The following is a 16,515-nucleotide window of genomic DNA, read 5'->3' as shown; positions in this document are numbered from 1 at the left end:
TGTTATGATTTACTATGAAATGGAAGCGCTAAGAGAGGGGTTATGAAGTGTCGCGATTGAAGACTAGCCGAGGAAAGAAATGGATCCTCCTCACCATTGTGATGATATTCGCAATGACCATATTATCGGGTTGTGGAACGAGTGCTGCTGCACCCAAGACTCTTGAAGATTTGCAAAATGGAGGCTTTTGGCAGAGTAATGTAGTTTACTGGTTTGCTAAAGCACTGGATACATTTGCGAATTGGTTCGGTGGACAATACGGACTAGCCGTATTAGTAATGGTTATTATTGTTCGTACAATTATTTTGCCATTAACAATTAAGCAAGTGAGAAGTTCTAGAGCCATGCAAGCCATTCAGCCGGAACTAGCAAAGTTGAAAGAAAAGTATAAAGACAATCCAGAACAACAACAACAAGAAACAATGAAATTATTTCAAGAGCATAAAGTAAATCCATTAGCAGGTTGTTTACCATTGATTGTTCAGATGCCTATATTCATTGCTCTTTACAACTCTATATATGGAAATGATTTATTGCGCCATGGTGAATTTCTTTGGTTACAACTAGGCAGTCCAGATAAAACCTTTATTCTTCCATTATTAGCTGCACTTACAACATTCTTGCAGACGAAGATGATGATGAAGATGAACCCAAGTCCACAACAAGGGCCAATGAAGTTTATGATGATGGTATATCCGGTACTTATATTCTTCATGTCATATAATTTCCCATCTGCGTTGCCACTGTACTGGTTCTTCAGTAACTTGTATACATTGATACAGAATTACTTCTTATATCGCAATAATGATACAACAGCGACGGCTAAAGGTAGTGTATCTGCTATTGCAGCATCAGGTAATGCTAAATCCAAAGGTAATCATAAAGGAAACAAAGGTAAAGGCAAAAACTCGAAGGGGGCTAAACGGTCTAAATGAGGAACGTCATCGCTTCAGGAAAAACCGTTGAAGATGCTGTAAATAAGGGACTTTCCCAACTTGGGGTAAGCCAAGACCGTGTTACGGTTAACATACTTTCTCAGCCGTCAAAAGGATTCCTGGGACTGATTGGTGTCAGGGAAGCGAAAGTAGAACTTACTTTGCTTACAGAAGTTTCACCAGATCCAGTCGTGGGGACAATGGAGCCAACCTCTACCTCTACATCTCATGTTGTAGAAGATGACCCATACGCCGCAGCAGTGAGTTTCATTTTAGATGTAGGCAAAAGTATGGGATTAGAAGTAAGAGTGGATGTACAGCATACAAGAGATGCAACAACACTTCATATCTTTGGTCCTGACTTAGGTCTTATGATTGGGAGAAGAGGGCAGACGCTTGATTCACTTCAATATTTAGCCAACATCGTAGCTAATCGGATTTCGAGTAGTTATATAAGAATTATTCTTGATGCGGAGAATTTCCGTGAACGACGTAAGAAGACATTGGAAGAGTTAGCCGATCGGTTGGCAGGACGAGTCATACGTTCCCGTAAAGAAGTCGTGTTAGAGCCAATGTCACCGCAAGAACGTAAGGTAATTCATGCGAAACTGCAGGATCACAAATTAGTTAAGACCTACAGTAAAGGTGAAGAGCCAAACCGGCGTGTAGTCATTTCGTTAAAATAAACGAGATTAAATGGATAGAATAGAATGTACAAAGGACCAGAAAATTTGGACTTTAGTTCATTCTATATAGATGCAATGACTCTCTGATTAGTGATAGGAGTCATTGTTTTTTTATATTTTATAGAGAGAGGTGCAACATGTTGGTAAGTGAGACCATTGCAGCTATTGCTACAGCCGTTGGAGAAGCTGGGATTGCTGTCATTCGTGTAAGTGGGCCAGATGCGATACCTGAAGTGGATCGAATTTTTAAAAGTCGAGTTAAGCTATCTGAGGCTGAATCGCATACGGTTCATTATGGACACATTATAGACCACCATACAGGGGAACAAATTGAAGAGGTACTAGTTACAATTATGCGGGCACCTCGCTCATTTACAATGGAGAATGTAGTAGAGATCAGCGCGCATGGTGGGGTTATTTCAGTTACAAGAGTGATGGATATGTTATTACAACAAAATATTAGGCTAGCAGAGCCAGGTGAATTCACGAAACGAGCTTTTCTAAATGGGCGAATTGACTTGTCGCAAGCTGAGGCTGTAATAGACCTCATTCGTTCTAAATCGGATCGGGCTTTCTCGATCGCGTTGAAACAAGTTAAAGGTGACTTATCTCAACAAATTAAGAAACAACGGTTTACACTAATTGAGACTATGGCACATATTGAAGTGAATATTGACTATCCAGAACATGATGTGGATTCACTCACGTCTTCTTTTATAAAAGATAAATGTAGTGAAGTGATGGAGGGAATTACGAGACTATTAAAAACCGCTGAGGAAGGTAAAATTCTTCGTGAAGGAATAACAACAGCTATTGTTGGCCGACCTAACGTAGGTAAATCATCTTTGTTAAATACATTAGCACATGATAATAAAGCCATCGTAACGGATATTCCAGGTACAACACGTGACGTTATTGAGGAATTTGTTACAATTAACAATATCCCTTTAAAGTTATTAGACACAGCCGGTATCCGTGAAACACTTGATGTGGTTGAGAAAATAGGGGTAGAACGTTCTAAAAATGCAGTGAATGAGGCAGACCTTATTTTGCTTGTGTTAGATGTTAGTCAACCTCTACACGAGGATGAATTGGTATTAATGGAACAAATCCGCGGTAGACAATGTATCGTTATTATGAATAAAATGGACTTACCGTCCATGCTAGATATGGATATCGTAAAGCGTTACTTCAATGAGGATTGTATCGTACAAATGTCTGTTAAGACACAAGAGGGAATCGACGCTTTAGAAAATGCTATTTCTAAGTTATTCTTTAGTGGACGCCTTGAATCGAATGATCTAACTTATGTTAGTAACGTACGACATATAGCTTTATTGAAGAAGGCGAAGCAATCTTTGCAAGATGCTTATGAAGCTGCAGATCAGTTTATTCCAATCGATATGATCCAGATCGATGTTCGATTGGCATGGGAACAACTTGGTGAAATTATTGGGGATACGGCGGGAGATACGTTATTAGATCAGATTTTCTCGCAATTTTGTTTGGGTAAATAGCTTTAACATTTAAAGCTTCATGTTGATAAATAATTTATAGATAAATTATTTAAAGGAGGTAAAACCATGAGTTACACAGGTGGAAATTATGATGTAATTGTGATCGGTGCAGGGCATGCGGGGGTTGAAGCGGCTTTAGCTTCTGCTCGAATGGGTTGCTCTACGCTAATGATTACAATCAATTTAGATATGGTGGCTTTCATGCCATGCAATCCTTCGATTGGTGGACCTGCCAAAGGACATGTTGTTCGGGAAATTGACGCTCTAGGTGGGGAAATGGGCCGTAATATAGATAGAACCTTTATTCAAATGAGAATGTTAAACACGGCGAAGGGTCCTGCTGTTCACGCCCTCCGTGCACAAGCAGATAAGTTCTCTTATCAGCATACGATGAAGGAAACGATGGAGAAGGAACCAAACTTAACGATGCGTCAAGGGATGGTAGAAGAGCTCATCGTTGAGGATGGACATTGTGTGGGTGTAGTTACGAAGACAGGCACTGAATACCGTGGTAAGTCCATTGTATTGACGACAGGCACCTATTTGCGGGGTAAAGTCATTATGGGTGAGTTAGCTTACGAAAGTGGACCTAATAATCAGCAACCTTCAATTAAACTCGCGGAGAATTTACGCGAACATGGGTTCGATCTTGTTCGTTTTAAGACAGGTACTCCTCCACGTGTTCATAGAGATACAATTGATTTCTCGAAGACGGAGATTCAGCCAGGGGATAGTAAGCCTAAATTCTTCTCTTATGAGACACAGGAATCTACTAATACAAATGAACAACTTCCTTGCTGGTTAACCTATACTTCTGTGGATACACAAAAAATTATTACGGATAATCTCCATCGTGCGCCTATGTTCTCGGGTATTATTGAGGGGACAGGTCCACGTTATTGTCCGTCCATTGAGGATAAAATTGTTCGTTTCAGTGATAAACCGAGACATCAGATTTTTCTAGAGCCTGAAGGTAGAAATACAGCTGAGTATTATGTACAAGGTCTATCAACAAGTATGCCAGAGGATGTTCAATTATCGATGTTACGTTCTATCCCAGGGTTGGAAAAGGTTGAAATGATGCGTAATGGGTATGCCATTGAATATGATGCGATGGTTCCGACGCAATTATACCCATCACTCGAAACCAAAAAAATGCCTGGATTATTCACTGCAGGTCAAATTAATGGAACTTCAGGATATGAAGAAGCTGCAGGGCAAGGGGTTATGGCGGGAATTAATGCTGCACGGAAGGTACAAGGGAAAGAGCCTATCGTACTTAATCGTTCTCAAGGATATATTGGTGTATTAATCGATGACTTGGTGACCAAAGGAACGAATGAACCTTATCGACTTTTGACTTCACGCGCTGAATATCGTTTGTTACTTCGTCATGATAATGCCGATCTACGTCTTACTCCGATTGGACATGAGATTGGTCTAATATCAGATGATCGATATGAAAGATTCCTAAGTAAAAAGAACACAGTAGATTTTGAGGTTGAACGTCTTAGTGTTGAGAAGGCAAAGCCTAAAGAAGTGAATGCTCTTCTAAAAGACTCTGATTCCTCTGAAATTCAGGATGGGACAAATATGTTAGTCCTTTTACGTCGACCTGAGATTAGCTATAGCCATATTGAACAGCTTTCACCTTCACCTTACGAGTTAACCGATGAGATGAAAGAGCAAGTTGAAATTCAGATTAAATATGCAGGTTATATAGAGAAACAATTAGTTCATGTGGAACGTCTACAGAAAATGGAGAAAAAGAAGATTCCTGATTCTATAGAGTATTCAGAAATTCATGGTTTAGCTATTGAGGCTCGTCAAAAACTCGCAAACATTCGTCCTATTTCCATTGGGCAAGCTTCACGTATTTCTGGTGTTACACCTGCGGATATATCTGTTCTGCTAGTATATCTCGAACATTATAACCGTGTAACTGCGGCAAGGGGTTAAAATATGGACTTAATACAACAGGCATTTACTAGTCGGCTACAGGAACACGGAATTACGTTAAGTGAGACTCAACTAGATCAGTTCGAAATATATTTCAAAGAACTAGTAAGTTGGAATGAAAAAATGAATTTAACAGGGATTACGGAACGAGATCAGGTATATATGAAACATTTTTACGACTCTGTTTCCCTTGCTTTTTTTGTAGATATGAATAAAGTATCAACACTAGCAGATATCGGATCGGGAGCAGGGTTTCCTGGGATACCACTTAAGATTTGTTTTCCAGACATTCAATTAACGATTATTGACTCTCTTAACAAAAGAATATCGTTTCTTAAAAATATTGTAGATCAATTAGGTCTTACGGGCGTTGAACTCATTCATGGTAGAGCAGAGGAATGGGGTCAAAAGAAGGGATACCGTGATCATTATGATCTAGTTACAGCTAGAGCTGTCGCTAAGTTAGCGTTACTTAATGAATTTTGTTTACCTTTTGTTCGCGTGGACGGCACATTTGCGGCTATGAAGGGTAGTGACCCTACCGACGAGATCAAAGAAGCATCCTATAGCTTCAAACAACTTAAAGGTAAACTAAACAAGGTAGAGAAGTTCACTCTTCCCGTGGAAGAAGCCGACCGTCATATTATTATTGTAGAAAAAAGAGCATCTACACCTCAGAAATATCCAAGAAGTCCTGGGGTTGCAGCTAAGTCTCCGCTAATCTAATTTATTAAGTAATGTTTCACGTGAAACATTAAAACAGGTAAGACTATGTCACCCGTATGGTTTGGGAGATATAGTCTTTTTTTGAGTTTAAATAATAAGCAATTTCTAGAAAAATTTACGCATGATAGAATAGGATTATATGAGAAAAAGTGATAGAATAAGATAGATAGAAGTTCTTACGAAAAGTAATGAGCAATATCCAATTTTTAGATAAAATATCAAGTAGATCAAGTAGTGTAATTTATATGAAACCTTAATCTTTAAAGAGATTAATGCAACAAATGATCATGTGAATACGTGCAAAGTATAGTCATATTGTTTCTACTTTGTACAGAGATAGGAAGGTACTGAGATGACATGGTGAATGTGAGGTTAATTATTCCATCGTGTTACGGTACTATTTTGAAATTAGGTGGTAATATGCGGAATGAAAGAACAATTTTCTAAGTTGTTTGGCCTAACTGAGCGGACTAATGGGGATGAAGTGAAACAGATTCCAGTGGATAATATTGTGGGGAGTCCTTTTCAACCTCGTACTATTTTTGATGATAATAGAATTGATGAACTTTGTCAGACGATTAAAACTCATGGCGTAATTCAACCTATTGTTGTTCGTTATCGTAATGCCAAATATGAGATTATTGCAGGAGAACGTCGATGGCGAGCTGTTAAGAAATTGGGGCTTGAAACCATCCCAGCTATTGTTCGCGATTTTAATGATTCACAAGCCGCTTCGATTGCATTGATTGAGAACCTGCAACGTGAAGGTCTAACTTCCATAGAAGAAGCAGTAGCCTATCAAAAGCTCATTGATTTACATCAGTTAACTCAAGAGAGTCTGGCTCAGCGTTTAGGCAAGAGTCAATCCACCATTGCTAATAAAATCCGCTTATTAAACTTACCTGAACCTGTAAAGCAAGCTTTAATGGAACGAAAAGTCACTGAACGGCATGCTCGAGCACTTTTATCTCTAAGTCCCGAAGAGTTGCAACTGAAATTGCTTGCAGAAATTATAACTAAAGAACTTAATGTAAAGCAGACAGAAGCAAGAGTTGCCTACTATAAAGAATCCTCCACAATTAAAAAGGCAAAACGTATCTCGTTTTCTAAAGATGTTCGTCTTGCTCTAAATACGATTAGACAGTCTATTGATATGGTATCCGGATCAGGAATGTCTATTATAACAACTGAAAAAGATCATGATGATCACTATGAAATTGTTATTCAAATTCCTAAAAGATAGTGGGAAGGAGAAAGGTAATATCAGCCGCTTTTTCTAATGATTGACTTATGGTTGTAACTAATAGGGTGCAGACAGAAAGAATGACAACCAATTTGCTAGGCTGTAAAAAGTATATCTCACGAACTACACGAAGAGTCAATTATATATTGAGGTGAAATGAGTGTCCAAAATTATTGCCATAGCAAATCAAAAAGGCGGGGTCGGTAAAACTACCACCTCCGTCAATCTGGGTGCAGGCATGGCTTCTTTAGGGAAAAGAGTGCTTCTCGTTGATATTGACCCACAGGGTAACACCACAAGTGGGGTCGGAATAAATAAAGCAGATGTGGAGAACTGCATTTATGATGTCATAATAAATGAAGTTAATCCAAGAGATGCCATTACGCATACAGATGTAGAAGGTCTACATATTATTCCTGCTACGATTCAACTGGCAGGAGCAGAAATAGAATTGGTACCAACCATTTCTAGAGAACTACGCCTTAAAAAGTCATTACATTTAGTTAAAGATATGTATGACTACATTTTAATAGATTGTCCACCATCGCTAGGCATACTAACAATTAATTCGCTAACGGCTGCTGATTCAGTGATTATTCCCATACAATGTGAATATTACGCATTAGAGGGCTTAAGTCAATTACTTAACTCCATTCGATTAGTTCAGAAGCATCTGAATACATCTTTGCAAATCGAGGGTGTATTGTTGACTATGTTTGATGCAAGAACAAACTTGGGAATTCAAGTTATTGAAGAAGTTAAAAAATATTTTCAAGATAAAGTATACAAGACAGTTATTGCAAGGAACGTCCGTTTGAGTGAAGCACCATCACATGGAAAATCGATCATAACGTATGATCCACGCTCTAAAGGTGCTGAAGCGTACTTAGAGTTGGCAAAGGAAGTGATTTCATATGAGTAAACGGTTGGGCAAAGGATTAGATGCACTTATTCCTTCTCTCTCCATTAATGATGATGATAAGATTGTTGAAATTCCATTGAGTCAATTACGTGCTAATCCATATCAACCACGTAAAGAATTTAAGGAAGAGGCTATTCATGAATTAGCGGAATCGATTCGCCAACATGGTGTAATTCAACCTATTATTGTTCGTAGTGTTATTAGGGGATATGAAATCATTGCAGGTGAGCGTCGCTTTAGAGCATCTCAGTATTGTGGGAAAGCAACGATTCCTGCTGTAGTTCGTAATTTCTCAGATCAACAAGTGATGGAAATTGCACTAATTGAGAATTTACAACGCGAAAATTTAAATACGCTTGAGATTGCCGTTGCTTACCAAGGACTCATGGATCAGTATAATCTAACACAGGAAGAACTTTCGCTTAAAGTGGGTAAATCCAGGTCTCATATTGCCAATTTTCTACGCTTATTATCATTACCTGAAGAAGTGAAGGACTATGTTTCACGTGGAACATTATCAATGGGTCACGCGAGAGCTATTGTAGGAATTAAGGACTCAGTTGTCATCAAGGATTTAGCGAAACAATGTGTAGAAAATGAATGGAGCGTTCGAGAGTTAGAGGAAACGGTAAAATACTTGGACCGTAAGCCTGTAGAGACGCAAAAACCAACAACGAAAAAGAGTGATCCCTATATTAATCATCTAGAGGAATCTCTCCGTGATCGATTCCATACGACGGTTAAGATTAAGCATAATAAAGATAAAGGTAAGATTGAACTGAATTACTACAGTAAACAAGATTTAGAGCGGTTGTTAGAATTACTACAGAAATCATAAGACAATAACAATGTTAGTGTATTGAAACAATAGTTGATGTCAAAGAGGGAGGAGGGCATATCTTGATTTATTCCGTTGTGGAAAAGGATATGTCTTTCTGTTGTTAGAGGAGGTTAGGTATGGATTCAGTTATTTACTTAGATCATGCGGCTACCTCTTGGCCTAAACCTCCTGGTGTGTTGGATGCGATGCAGTTCGCTATGCAACAGTCAGCGGCCAATCCTGGAAGAGGAAGCCACGCGATGGCTGTAAAGGCTAGTCGTGTGCTATTTGAGACCAGAATGGGAATATCTAAATTGTTCCATATAAATAATGCTAATGACATTGCATTTACATCTAATACCACCATGGCTTTGAATCTAGCAATAAAGGGATTGCTGCGAGAGGGAGACCACGTTGTCGCCACGATGGTTGAACATAATTCTGTTCGACGCCCTTTAGAATATTTAAAGAGAACGCTCGGAATTACTGTTGATTATGTAAGAGTTAATGGGAAAGGTGAATTGAATCTTCTTGATATAAAGGAAGCCTTGAAACAATCAACTCGACTGGTTATTTGTAGTCACAGTTCTAATTTGTTGGGAAGTATATTGCCTGTAGAGGAAATAGGTAACCTTGCTCACAATTCTGGGGCTATATTCTTAGTAGATGCTGCGCAGAGCGCGGGTATTCTCGATATAGATGTAGAACGCATGAAAATTGATCTAATGGCGTTTCCAGGTCATAAAGGGTTGTTAGGACCCCAAGGGACAGGCGGTCTTTATATTGCCCCTCATGTGGACCTGGAACCGTTGCTACACGGCGGAACAGGAAGTCAGTCTGAAGAGAAAGAGCAGCCTACTGTTCGTCCAGATCGTTATGAAGCAGGAACGCCTAATACGGTAGGAATTGCAGGCTTACGAGTAGGGATAGAAAAAGTTGTTGAGCTTACCCCTAAATGGATATATACTCATGAGTGGAATCTTACGCAACAGTTATTAAGTGGCATAAAAAACATTAGTGGTATGACTATATTAGGGCCTGATCCAGGATTACCTCGGACAGGTATTGTTTCTTTTGTAGTAGACCAATTGGATTCATCAAAATTAGCATTTCAGTTAGATCGTGAATATGGCATTGCTGTCCGAGCAGGCTTCCATTGTACCCCATTAGCGCACTATGCTGTTCATACAGAAAAAACAGGCGCGGTACGTGCCAGTGTAGGATTCAACACGACAGAAAAGGAAATTGAAACTCTTATTAAGGCTGTAAAACAACTTTGTAGATAGAAGTTTAAATATAGATCTATTCTAAGATTGAGGAAGAGGAAAGGGAATGAAACATCAATGTCTGAACTGAATGATTTATTTTTGGAACATTTATCTTTGATTATCGGAGTTATCGTGCTTGTGGTGTTATTGTTGTTGATACTGATGTTTACTCAATTATCTAAGTTAACCAAACTACGCCAGAGATACGAATTGATGATGTCTGGTAGTGGTGTAGAGAACTTAGAGTCACTCCTGATCGATCTTAAGGTCCAACTGGATAGTATGGAAGATGATCAAAAGAAACAACGAGAACTGCTCAAGAGTACCGTAGATAAACTACAAGCTGTAAAAGGACACGTTGGTCTTATTCGATACAATGCATTTGGGGAGAGAGGTAGTGACTTAAGCTTCTCTGTAGCAATATTAGATGATCGATTAGATGGAGTTGTACTTACTTCTATCTATAATAGAGATAATTCTTATATCTATGCTAAATCGCTAGAGCAAGGTGATTCTAAGCACTCCTTATCAACAGAGGAGAAGGAAGCTATTACTCTCGCAAAGCAAAAAATGTAGAGTGAGATTTCCACTCCTTAATGGCGGAGTAGACGCTTGTTGCAATAATCTCAGACAAACGCATCACTAGACTTAGACGTGTGTTTTGTAATACGAAATATTCCATGAAGCCGCCGACGTTAACGATGCCAGTTAAATGGATATCGCCGATCGGCGGTAATTGTTTATTTACCCCAGCTCCAGGCTTCAGAGGACCATCAGCCACTTGTATACAACCTATACTGGAGGATTGACCCAAACAGGCATCAATACCAATAATAAAAGGTTGATGAAAGAGTTCGTTAATAGAAGATATGGTTTCCTGCAAGTTAACAGCGTGGATAGGTTCATCTAATGTGCCGTATATACGAAAGAGATGACTTTTATACCGAGATAGAGAAGTACCAACAAGAGGACCAAGACTATCCCCTGTGGATCGATCTGTTCCTATGCATACAATAATAACAGGTTGACCCTCTTTTACTTGAGCTAAATGAAACAACAACCGATGAATGATAGCGGAATGGATTTCAGGATCGGTATGTGGTATTTTTAAGCAAGAAGGTTGCTGTTGTTGTGAGAATGGATTGGTCACAGGACTCATAAGATCTTCCTTTCGTATGCGGATAGTAGTACTAGTATATGGATGAAAATCATTATTTATACTCAAAATCCAATGTTGGAAATTATAACGTATGGAAGATACAACACAGGGGGCTGTATGATGGAGGAATGGCTTCTCATTGCATTTGATTCCACTCAGCAGGCACTGCGGGCTGAAATGTTACTAGAGTATGCAGAGATTGAGATTGACTTATTTCCTACACCTAAAGATGTTACTGCAGGCTGTGCATTATCCATTCTTTTTCCAAAGAGGGACTTGCTAGTCGTGTGGGATATCATTAATCAAGAAAAGGTAGAGATTCGGGGAATCTTTATTAAAAACAACTTAGAGCACTATGAAATCATCGAGATGTAAGGGGGCGGAATATCTTGCAGAATTCGGGCAATGAACCTGAAACTCCGCAGGCAGTCATAGAGGAGGCGCTTAAATTTAAAGACATAGCATGGAAATGGCTAACGGATACGGATATGTGGTTGGTTATTCTATTTGCAGCAATAAGAATCATAGTTATATTCCTATTAACTCGTTTAATTATTAAGGTAGTATATAAAATAATCGACCAAACATTAGCTCGTCAGGAAAATAGTAAGCTAAGAATGAATCCACGTCGCTTTGTGACAGTAGGTGGGTTGTTAAAGAACGTAACCTCGGTTGCTTGTAATTTTGTTATGGTCCTAATTGTTCTATCGGAATTTAACTTCGACCTTGCACCACTTATTGCAGGAGCTGGAGTTCTAGGGTTAGCAATAGGGTTCGGGGCACAGAGCGTGGTAAAGGATGTAATTACAGGGTTCTTCATTATATTAGAGGATCAATTTGCAGTAGGAGATGTAATCCAGACAGGTACCTTCAAAGGTACTGTTGAGATGATTGGAATTCGTACGACTCGGATCGTAAGCCTTACGGGCGAAGTGTACATATTACCTAATGGTGCCATCGCCACTGTAACAAATTTCTCATTATCGAATGCATTAGCTATTGTAGATATTCCTATTAAGAATGAACGTAATCTCGAAGATACTATAGAACTTATTAAACATGCGCTAGACAATATTCAGAAGAGTAGTGCAGAGATGATCTCAACAGCAAATGTGTTAGGTGTACAATCATTAAATACAAGTGAATATGCAATTCGGATTGTAGCAGATTGTTTACCGAACACACGGGATAAGGTAGAACGTGATATTCAAATGGGAATTAAGCAGATATTTGAAGAAGAAGATGCACTTCAATTAGCTAGGGTTGAACATGCTGCGACGACTGAAGATAAAGGGGGGGTTGAAGATGGAACGTAAGATATTTCAATTAGGGGATATCGTACAGATGAAGAAGCAACATCCTTGTGGAAGTAATGAAATGGAGATTATCCGTATGGGAATGGATATTCGAGTTAAGTGTGTTGGGTGCCAGCATAGCGTACTTATTCCACGTGTGAAATTTGAAAAAAACATGAAAAAGGTCCTGCGTTCCAATTTGCCACCTGAGGTATAAAGACAATATAGGGTTTTCTTTGAATGGTTTACTTTGGTTCTATTAGACCTCTTACATTTAATTGTAGGAGGTTTTTTTGTTAGAATTAAATTAAAAATAACAAAACGTGTTAAATAAAGTATACAGACACATGCGTATGCTTTATATTTACGTAAATATTAAGCTAAAATCTTATAATAAAAAAATATATACGACATTATACGTAATTTATGTGTCAGGTATTGCTATATTTATTATAGTACATATAAATACATAGAAATTTATTTTCACATATAAAATGAGCCTAATAGATTGTTAAAAAAAATAAGTGTTAAATTCACAAAATAAGTTATAGAATATTTGAAACGACTAATGGAAAAAGTGTTGAATAACAACCATGTACAAGGTAAAATTATACAATAAAAGAATCTATGAAATTGAATTCAAAAAAAGGCCAATTCGGAAACTAAATAATGCAACATAAGAAAAGTGATGATTGTGATCTTTGAGGAGCACCAACACGAGGTGCCTTTGGTGTGTAAAGCATAACAGTCCGTTATAACCACTGACTATAAGGCTAACTAGGGATAACAATAAAAAGTTAATATAAAATTTAATCATTACATAAAAAGGGTGACTCGCAAAATAGGGATTATTGTTAATGATGTTATTGATCTCTAACACAAATGAGTAGATTAGATAACAAAAAAGTAGTGAAAGATTAACCTCTTTGATTGATTTTATTGTATGTTTAAGCATCCATAAACATATTGTAATATAAAATGCTTGGAATATTCTGATAATTAGGTTATATTATTAATTAAATTGATTTGAATATGTTAATATACCTCACATATATAATCCCACATTGGGTAAGCAGTTCTTAAAATTGACCTGTGGTCATTATTGCAAGTTTTAACTACATTTAACCCATCGGGTTAATAATATTTGTGGGATATATTATCTTCATAATATATATTAAAAATTACTAAAAGGAGGAGATTTTGCATGACAAAGAAAAAGAATGTAGCAATAGTACTTTTGCTTTCACTAACAATGGTACTCTCCGCATGTGGTGGGGACAACAAAGAGGCTGCACCAACGGAGCCAACGAACAGCACGAATGCAGTGGAACCAACAACAGAAACACCTACAGCACCAGCTGAGGATCAAACTACTGGGGTAATTAAAGCAACGGATACTTCTCTTATTCCTGAGCTAGCTAAGAACCGCAAAGATACTTTGATTGTAGGTATGACAGATCCAAAAGGGGTATTCAGCCCACTGTTTATGGAAACGGCTTATGACTATTATGTAAACTATTCATTATTTGATTCTTTCATTACAGTTAAGGCTGACGGAAGCTATGAAAACAGTCTGGCAGAGAAAGTTGATGTATCTGAGGATGGCTTGAAATATACCTACCACCTCAAACCAGGTATTACTTACACTGATGGTAGCCCAATGAAAGCTAGCGACTACTTGTTTACAATGAAACTTTACCTTGATAAGAGCTACGATGGTGAATCTGATCCACTAAGCTATCATATCGTAGGTGCTCAGGAATATTACGATGGTAAATCAGCTGATATTTCGGGTATCAAAGTCATTGATGATCTAACAGTAGAAGTAAGCTTGACAGAATATTCTGCATTGTCTCCAGTTGAATTGGGAACTCAGTATATCTTGCCTGAGTCTTACTACGGAAAAGGCTACAAACAAGGTGACTTGTCTTCTGTAAAAGAATTGAACAGCAAACCACTTGGTAGTGGACAATATAAGATTACAAGTTACAAAGCAGGACAAGAAATCGTAATGGAATCTAATGCTAACTATTTCAAAGGAACTCCAAAGATTAAGAATGTCATCTTCAAGACAACATCAGATTCAACGAAAATGGCAATGTTAGAATCTGGTGAAACAGACATGGACGAAGTTTCTGTTTCTGAAGATAATGTGGAAGCGTTGAAGGAATTAGGATTCCTAGACATTAACATTCTTCCAAACAATGGTTATGGATACGTTGGGTTTAACCATAAGCTTAAGAAATTCCAAGATCCAAAAGTACGTCAAGCACTTACTTATGGGTTGAATCGTTCGGATATCGTGAAGGGTTACTACGGACCGTTTGCTGATGTTATTAACATCCCTGAGTCGAAAGTATCTTGGGCATATACGGATGAGAATATCGAAACGTATGATTTCGATACAGAAAAAGCAAAAGCATTGCTTGACGAAGCAGGATGGGTTGTTGGAGCAGATGGTATTCGTGAGAAAGATGGAGAGAAATTCAAAATCAACTTCTCGGCTACTGCAGACAATCCAGTTGTAGAAGCATTGTTACCAATTATGACTACAAACTACAAAGATCTAGGGATTGAGATTATTGCCGAAACACTAGACTTTAATGCAATCACTGACAAGAAATCAGCTGGAGACTTCGACATGTACTTTGCAGCATGGGGCTTAACACCAGATCCTGATAACACAGTATATACTTCAGATGGAGCGCAAAATGATATTGGGTATTCTAATGCCAAAGTCGATGAATTGATGGCAAAAGGTAAGAAGGAAATGGATCTAGAAAAACGTAAAACCATTTATAAAGAAATGTATCAAGAGATGAACAAGGATATTCCTGTAATCTTTATGTATCAAAGAACGAATATGACGGCTGTTGATGCTAGAGCACAAGGCTTCGATATCTCTCCATACAAGGATTTCCCTTTCAGTCTGTATCAAGTTGAATTGCAACAATAAAGTATGTTCTGATATGCTCAGCTCATAAGAGCTGAGCATATCCACTTATAGCCAGGGGGAATAGGAATGAAGCAATATATCATTCGACGGCTGTTGCAAATGATACCCACGCTAATCGGCATATCTATCATTATTTTTGCCATTTCAGCGATGGTACCAGGGGATTACATTACAGCTCGGGCGAATCCGAATATGTCTATTGAGAAACAAGAGCAACTTAGAGCCATATACGGACTGGATAAGCCGGACTATCAACGTTATTTCATATGGGCTGGAAACATGCTTAAAGGGAATTTCGGGGATTCAATGCAGCACAAGCAACCCGTCACAACTGTTATTAACACGTATGTATGGAATTCATTTATAATCGGATTCTTTTCTTTGATTTTTAGTTGGTTTATAGCCATGGTAACCGGTATATTTTCTGCCAAATTTCAATATTCATTTTTTGATAAAATAGTCACATTATTAGTATTTGTATGTATGTCACTACCTTCGTTCTTTATAGGACTGTTGCTTATCAAGTTCTTGGCACTAGATGTGAAATTGTTCCCGGTTGGGGGAATGATCACTTCTGGGTTAAATGCTGATGGATGGGCTTACATCAAGGATGTGCTTAAACACAGCTTTTTACCGGTCATGGTACTGACTATGTTGAATACGGGTGGATTAACACGGTATTTCCGTACTAGTATGCTCGAAGTTATTCGACAAGATTATATTCGGACTGCCCGGGCTAAAGGCCTTAAAGAACGGACCGTTATTTTCAAGCATGCATTTCGGAATGCAATGATTCCTGCAATCACTCTACTCGGGTTTGAACTTCCAGGACTGTTTGGTGGAGCCATGATTCTGGAGCAAATATTTGTTTGGCCAGGTGTCGGTCACATCTATCTTAATTCAATTAATATGAGAGATTATCCGTTTATGCTTGGGTTTACTGTCTTTCTAGCTATGTTGACCCTAGTGGGTAATTTGCTCGCCGACGTGCTCTACGGAATTGCAGACCCCAGAATTCGTTTAAAGTAG

16 protein-coding genes are annotated in these 16,515 nt (G+C 38.3%); 15 read left to right on the top strand and 1 reads right to left on the bottom strand.

Features of this window, described 5'->3' with window-relative positions:
* Nucleotides 1-47: 47 nt before the first annotated feature.
* The 10 genes from AC1D69_RS13300 to AC1D69_RS13255 all read left to right on the top strand — a co-directional run bounded on the left by AC1D69_RS13300 (nt 48) and on the right by AC1D69_RS13255 (nt 10,652).
* On the top strand, nt 48-935 hold the full coding sequence (locus AC1D69_RS13300; RefSeq protein ID WP_495456630.1) for a YidC/Oxa1 family membrane protein insertase: 888 nt from the start codon (nt 48-50) through the stop codon (nt 933-935).
* Nucleotides 932-1,621, top strand: coding sequence for an RNA-binding cell elongation regulator Jag/EloR (gene jag, locus AC1D69_RS13295; protein ID WP_495456629.1), 690 nt, complete (start codon nt 932-934; stop codon nt 1,619-1,621). Before AC1D69_RS13300 ends, jag begins: the two co-directional genes overlap by 4 nt.
* Before the next feature lie 140 nt (nt 1,622-1,761).
* Nucleotides 1,762-3,138, top strand: coding sequence for a tRNA uridine-5-carboxymethylaminomethyl(34) synthesis GTPase MnmE (mnmE, locus tag AC1D69_RS13290; protein WP_495456660.1), 1,377 nt, complete (start codon nt 1,762-1,764; stop codon nt 3,136-3,138).
* 66 nt (nt 3,139-3,204) lie between these two features.
* Nucleotides 3,205-5,097, top strand: coding sequence for a tRNA uridine-5-carboxymethylaminomethyl(34) synthesis enzyme MnmG (gene mnmG / locus AC1D69_RS13285; RefSeq protein ID WP_495456628.1), 1,893 nt, complete (start codon nt 3,205-3,207; stop codon nt 5,095-5,097).
* A 3-nt stretch (nt 5,098-5,100) separates the two neighbouring features.
* Nucleotides 5,101-5,823, top strand: coding sequence for a 16S rRNA (guanine(527)-N(7))-methyltransferase RsmG (gene rsmG / locus AC1D69_RS13280; protein ID WP_495456627.1), 723 nt, complete (start codon nt 5,101-5,103; stop codon nt 5,821-5,823).
* Nucleotides 5,824-6,250: 427 nt separating this feature from the next.
* On the top strand, nt 6,251-7,066 hold the full coding sequence (gene noc / locus AC1D69_RS13275) for a nucleoid occlusion protein (RefSeq protein ID WP_495456626.1): 816 nt from the start codon (nt 6,251-6,253) through the stop codon (nt 7,064-7,066).
* A 160-nt stretch (nt 7,067-7,226) separates the two neighbouring features.
* Nucleotides 7,227-7,988, top strand: a complete 762-nt coding sequence (locus AC1D69_RS13270; RefSeq protein ID WP_495456625.1) for a ParA family protein — start codon at nt 7,227-7,229, stop codon at nt 7,986-7,988.
* The gene (locus AC1D69_RS13265; RefSeq protein WP_495456624.1) at nt 7,981-8,826 is read left to right on the top strand and encodes a ParB/RepB/Spo0J family partition protein; all 846 of its coding nucleotides are present in this window, start codon (nt 7,981-7,983) and stop codon (nt 8,824-8,826) included. Before AC1D69_RS13270 ends, AC1D69_RS13265 begins: the two co-directional genes overlap by 8 nt.
* A gap of 119 nt (nt 8,827-8,945) precedes the next feature.
* Nucleotides 8,946-10,094 carry an aminotransferase class V-fold PLP-dependent enzyme gene (locus AC1D69_RS13260; protein WP_495456623.1) on the top strand — a complete coding sequence of 383 codons (1,149 nt, stop codon included), beginning with the start codon at nt 8,946-8,948 and terminating at the stop codon, nt 10,092-10,094.
* Between the two features lie 57 nt (nt 10,095-10,151).
* Nucleotides 10,152-10,652 carry a DUF4446 family protein gene (locus AC1D69_RS13255; protein ID WP_495456622.1) on the top strand — a complete coding sequence of 167 codons (501 nt, stop codon included), beginning with the start codon at nt 10,152-10,154 and terminating at the stop codon, nt 10,650-10,652.
* Here AC1D69_RS13255 and yyaC read toward each other — a convergent pair.
* A complete protein-coding gene (gene yyaC, locus AC1D69_RS13250; RefSeq protein WP_495456621.1) occupies nt 10,627-11,235 on the bottom strand; it encodes a spore protease YyaC in 609 nt (202 codons plus the stop codon). The genes AC1D69_RS13255 and yyaC overlap by 26 nt on opposite strands.
* A gap of 120 nt (nt 11,236-11,355) precedes the next feature.
* Between yyaC and AC1D69_RS13245 the strand changes: the two genes are divergently transcribed.
* The 5 genes from AC1D69_RS13245 to AC1D69_RS13225 all read left to right on the top strand — a co-directional run bounded on the left by AC1D69_RS13245 (nt 11,356) and on the right by AC1D69_RS13225 (nt 16,515).
* Nucleotides 11,356-11,610 (top strand): putative Se/S carrier protein, encoded by a 255-nt coding sequence (locus tag AC1D69_RS13245; RefSeq protein ID WP_495456659.1) that lies wholly within the window; start codon nt 11,356-11,358, stop codon nt 11,608-11,610.
* Nucleotides 11,611-11,723: 113 nt separating this feature from the next.
* The gene (locus AC1D69_RS13240; RefSeq protein WP_495456658.1) at nt 11,724-12,551 is read left to right on the top strand and encodes a mechanosensitive ion channel family protein; all 828 of its coding nucleotides are present in this window, start codon (nt 11,724-11,726) and stop codon (nt 12,549-12,551) included.
* Complete coding sequence (locus tag AC1D69_RS13235; RefSeq protein ID WP_495456620.1) at nt 12,541-12,747, top strand: DUF951 domain-containing protein; 207 nt, start codon at nt 12,541-12,543, stop codon at nt 12,745-12,747. Before AC1D69_RS13240 ends, AC1D69_RS13235 begins: the two co-directional genes overlap by 11 nt.
* A gap of 987 nt (nt 12,748-13,734) precedes the next feature.
* Nucleotides 13,735-15,486, top strand: coding sequence for an ABC transporter substrate-binding protein (locus tag AC1D69_RS13230; RefSeq protein WP_495456619.1), 1,752 nt, complete (start codon nt 13,735-13,737; stop codon nt 15,484-15,486).
* Between the two features lie 66 nt (nt 15,487-15,552).
* Nucleotides 15,553-16,515, top strand: a complete 963-nt coding sequence (locus AC1D69_RS13225; RefSeq protein ID WP_495456618.1) for an ABC transporter permease — start codon at nt 15,553-15,555, stop codon at nt 16,513-16,515.

This window comes from Paenibacillus sp. Y301, assembly GCF_059445505.1.
The sequence above is the reverse complement of the archived record's forward strand: the minus strand, read 5'-3'. Positions and strand labels throughout refer to the sequence as shown.

Excerpts from the sequence above, each read along its gene's own strand:
- AC1D69_RS13260 (WP_495456623.1), top strand. The coding sequence starts at position 8,946 with ATGGATTCAGTTATTTACTTAGATCATGCGGCTACCTCTTGGCCTAAA.
- yyaC (WP_495456621.1), bottom strand. The coding sequence starts at position 11,235 with ATGAGTCCTGTGACCAATCCATTCTCACAACAACAGCAACCTTCTTGC.
- rsmG (WP_495456627.1), top strand. The coding sequence starts at position 5,101 with ATGGACTTAATACAACAGGCATTTACTAGTCGGCTACAGGAACACGGA.
- AC1D69_RS13240 (WP_495456658.1), top strand. The coding sequence starts at position 11,724 with ATGTGGTTGGTTATTCTATTTGCAGCAATAAGAATCATAGTTATATTC.
- AC1D69_RS13235 (WP_495456620.1), top strand. The coding sequence starts at position 12,541 with ATGGAACGTAAGATATTTCAATTAGGGGATATCGTACAGATGAAGAAG.
- AC1D69_RS13225 (WP_495456618.1), top strand. The coding sequence starts at position 15,553 with ATGAAGCAATATATCATTCGACGGCTGTTGCAAATGATACCCACGCTA.
- AC1D69_RS13230 (WP_495456619.1), top strand. The coding sequence starts at position 13,735 with ATGACAAAGAAAAAGAATGTAGCAATAGTACTTTTGCTTTCACTAACA.
- AC1D69_RS13265 (WP_495456624.1), top strand. The coding sequence starts at position 7,981 with ATGAGTAAACGGTTGGGCAAAGGATTAGATGCACTTATTCCTTCTCTC.
- AC1D69_RS13255 (WP_495456622.1), top strand. The coding sequence starts at position 10,152 with ATGTCTGAACTGAATGATTTATTTTTGGAACATTTATCTTTGATTATC.
- jag (WP_495456629.1), top strand. The coding sequence starts at position 932 with ATGAGGAACGTCATCGCTTCAGGAAAAACCGTTGAAGATGCTGTAAAT.
- AC1D69_RS13245 (WP_495456659.1), top strand. The coding sequence starts at position 11,356 with ATGGAGGAATGGCTTCTCATTGCATTTGATTCCACTCAGCAGGCACTG.
- noc (WP_495456626.1), top strand. The coding sequence starts at position 6,251 with ATGAAAGAACAATTTTCTAAGTTGTTTGGCCTAACTGAGCGGACTAAT.
- mnmG (WP_495456628.1), top strand. The coding sequence starts at position 3,205 with ATGAGTTACACAGGTGGAAATTATGATGTAATTGTGATCGGTGCAGGG.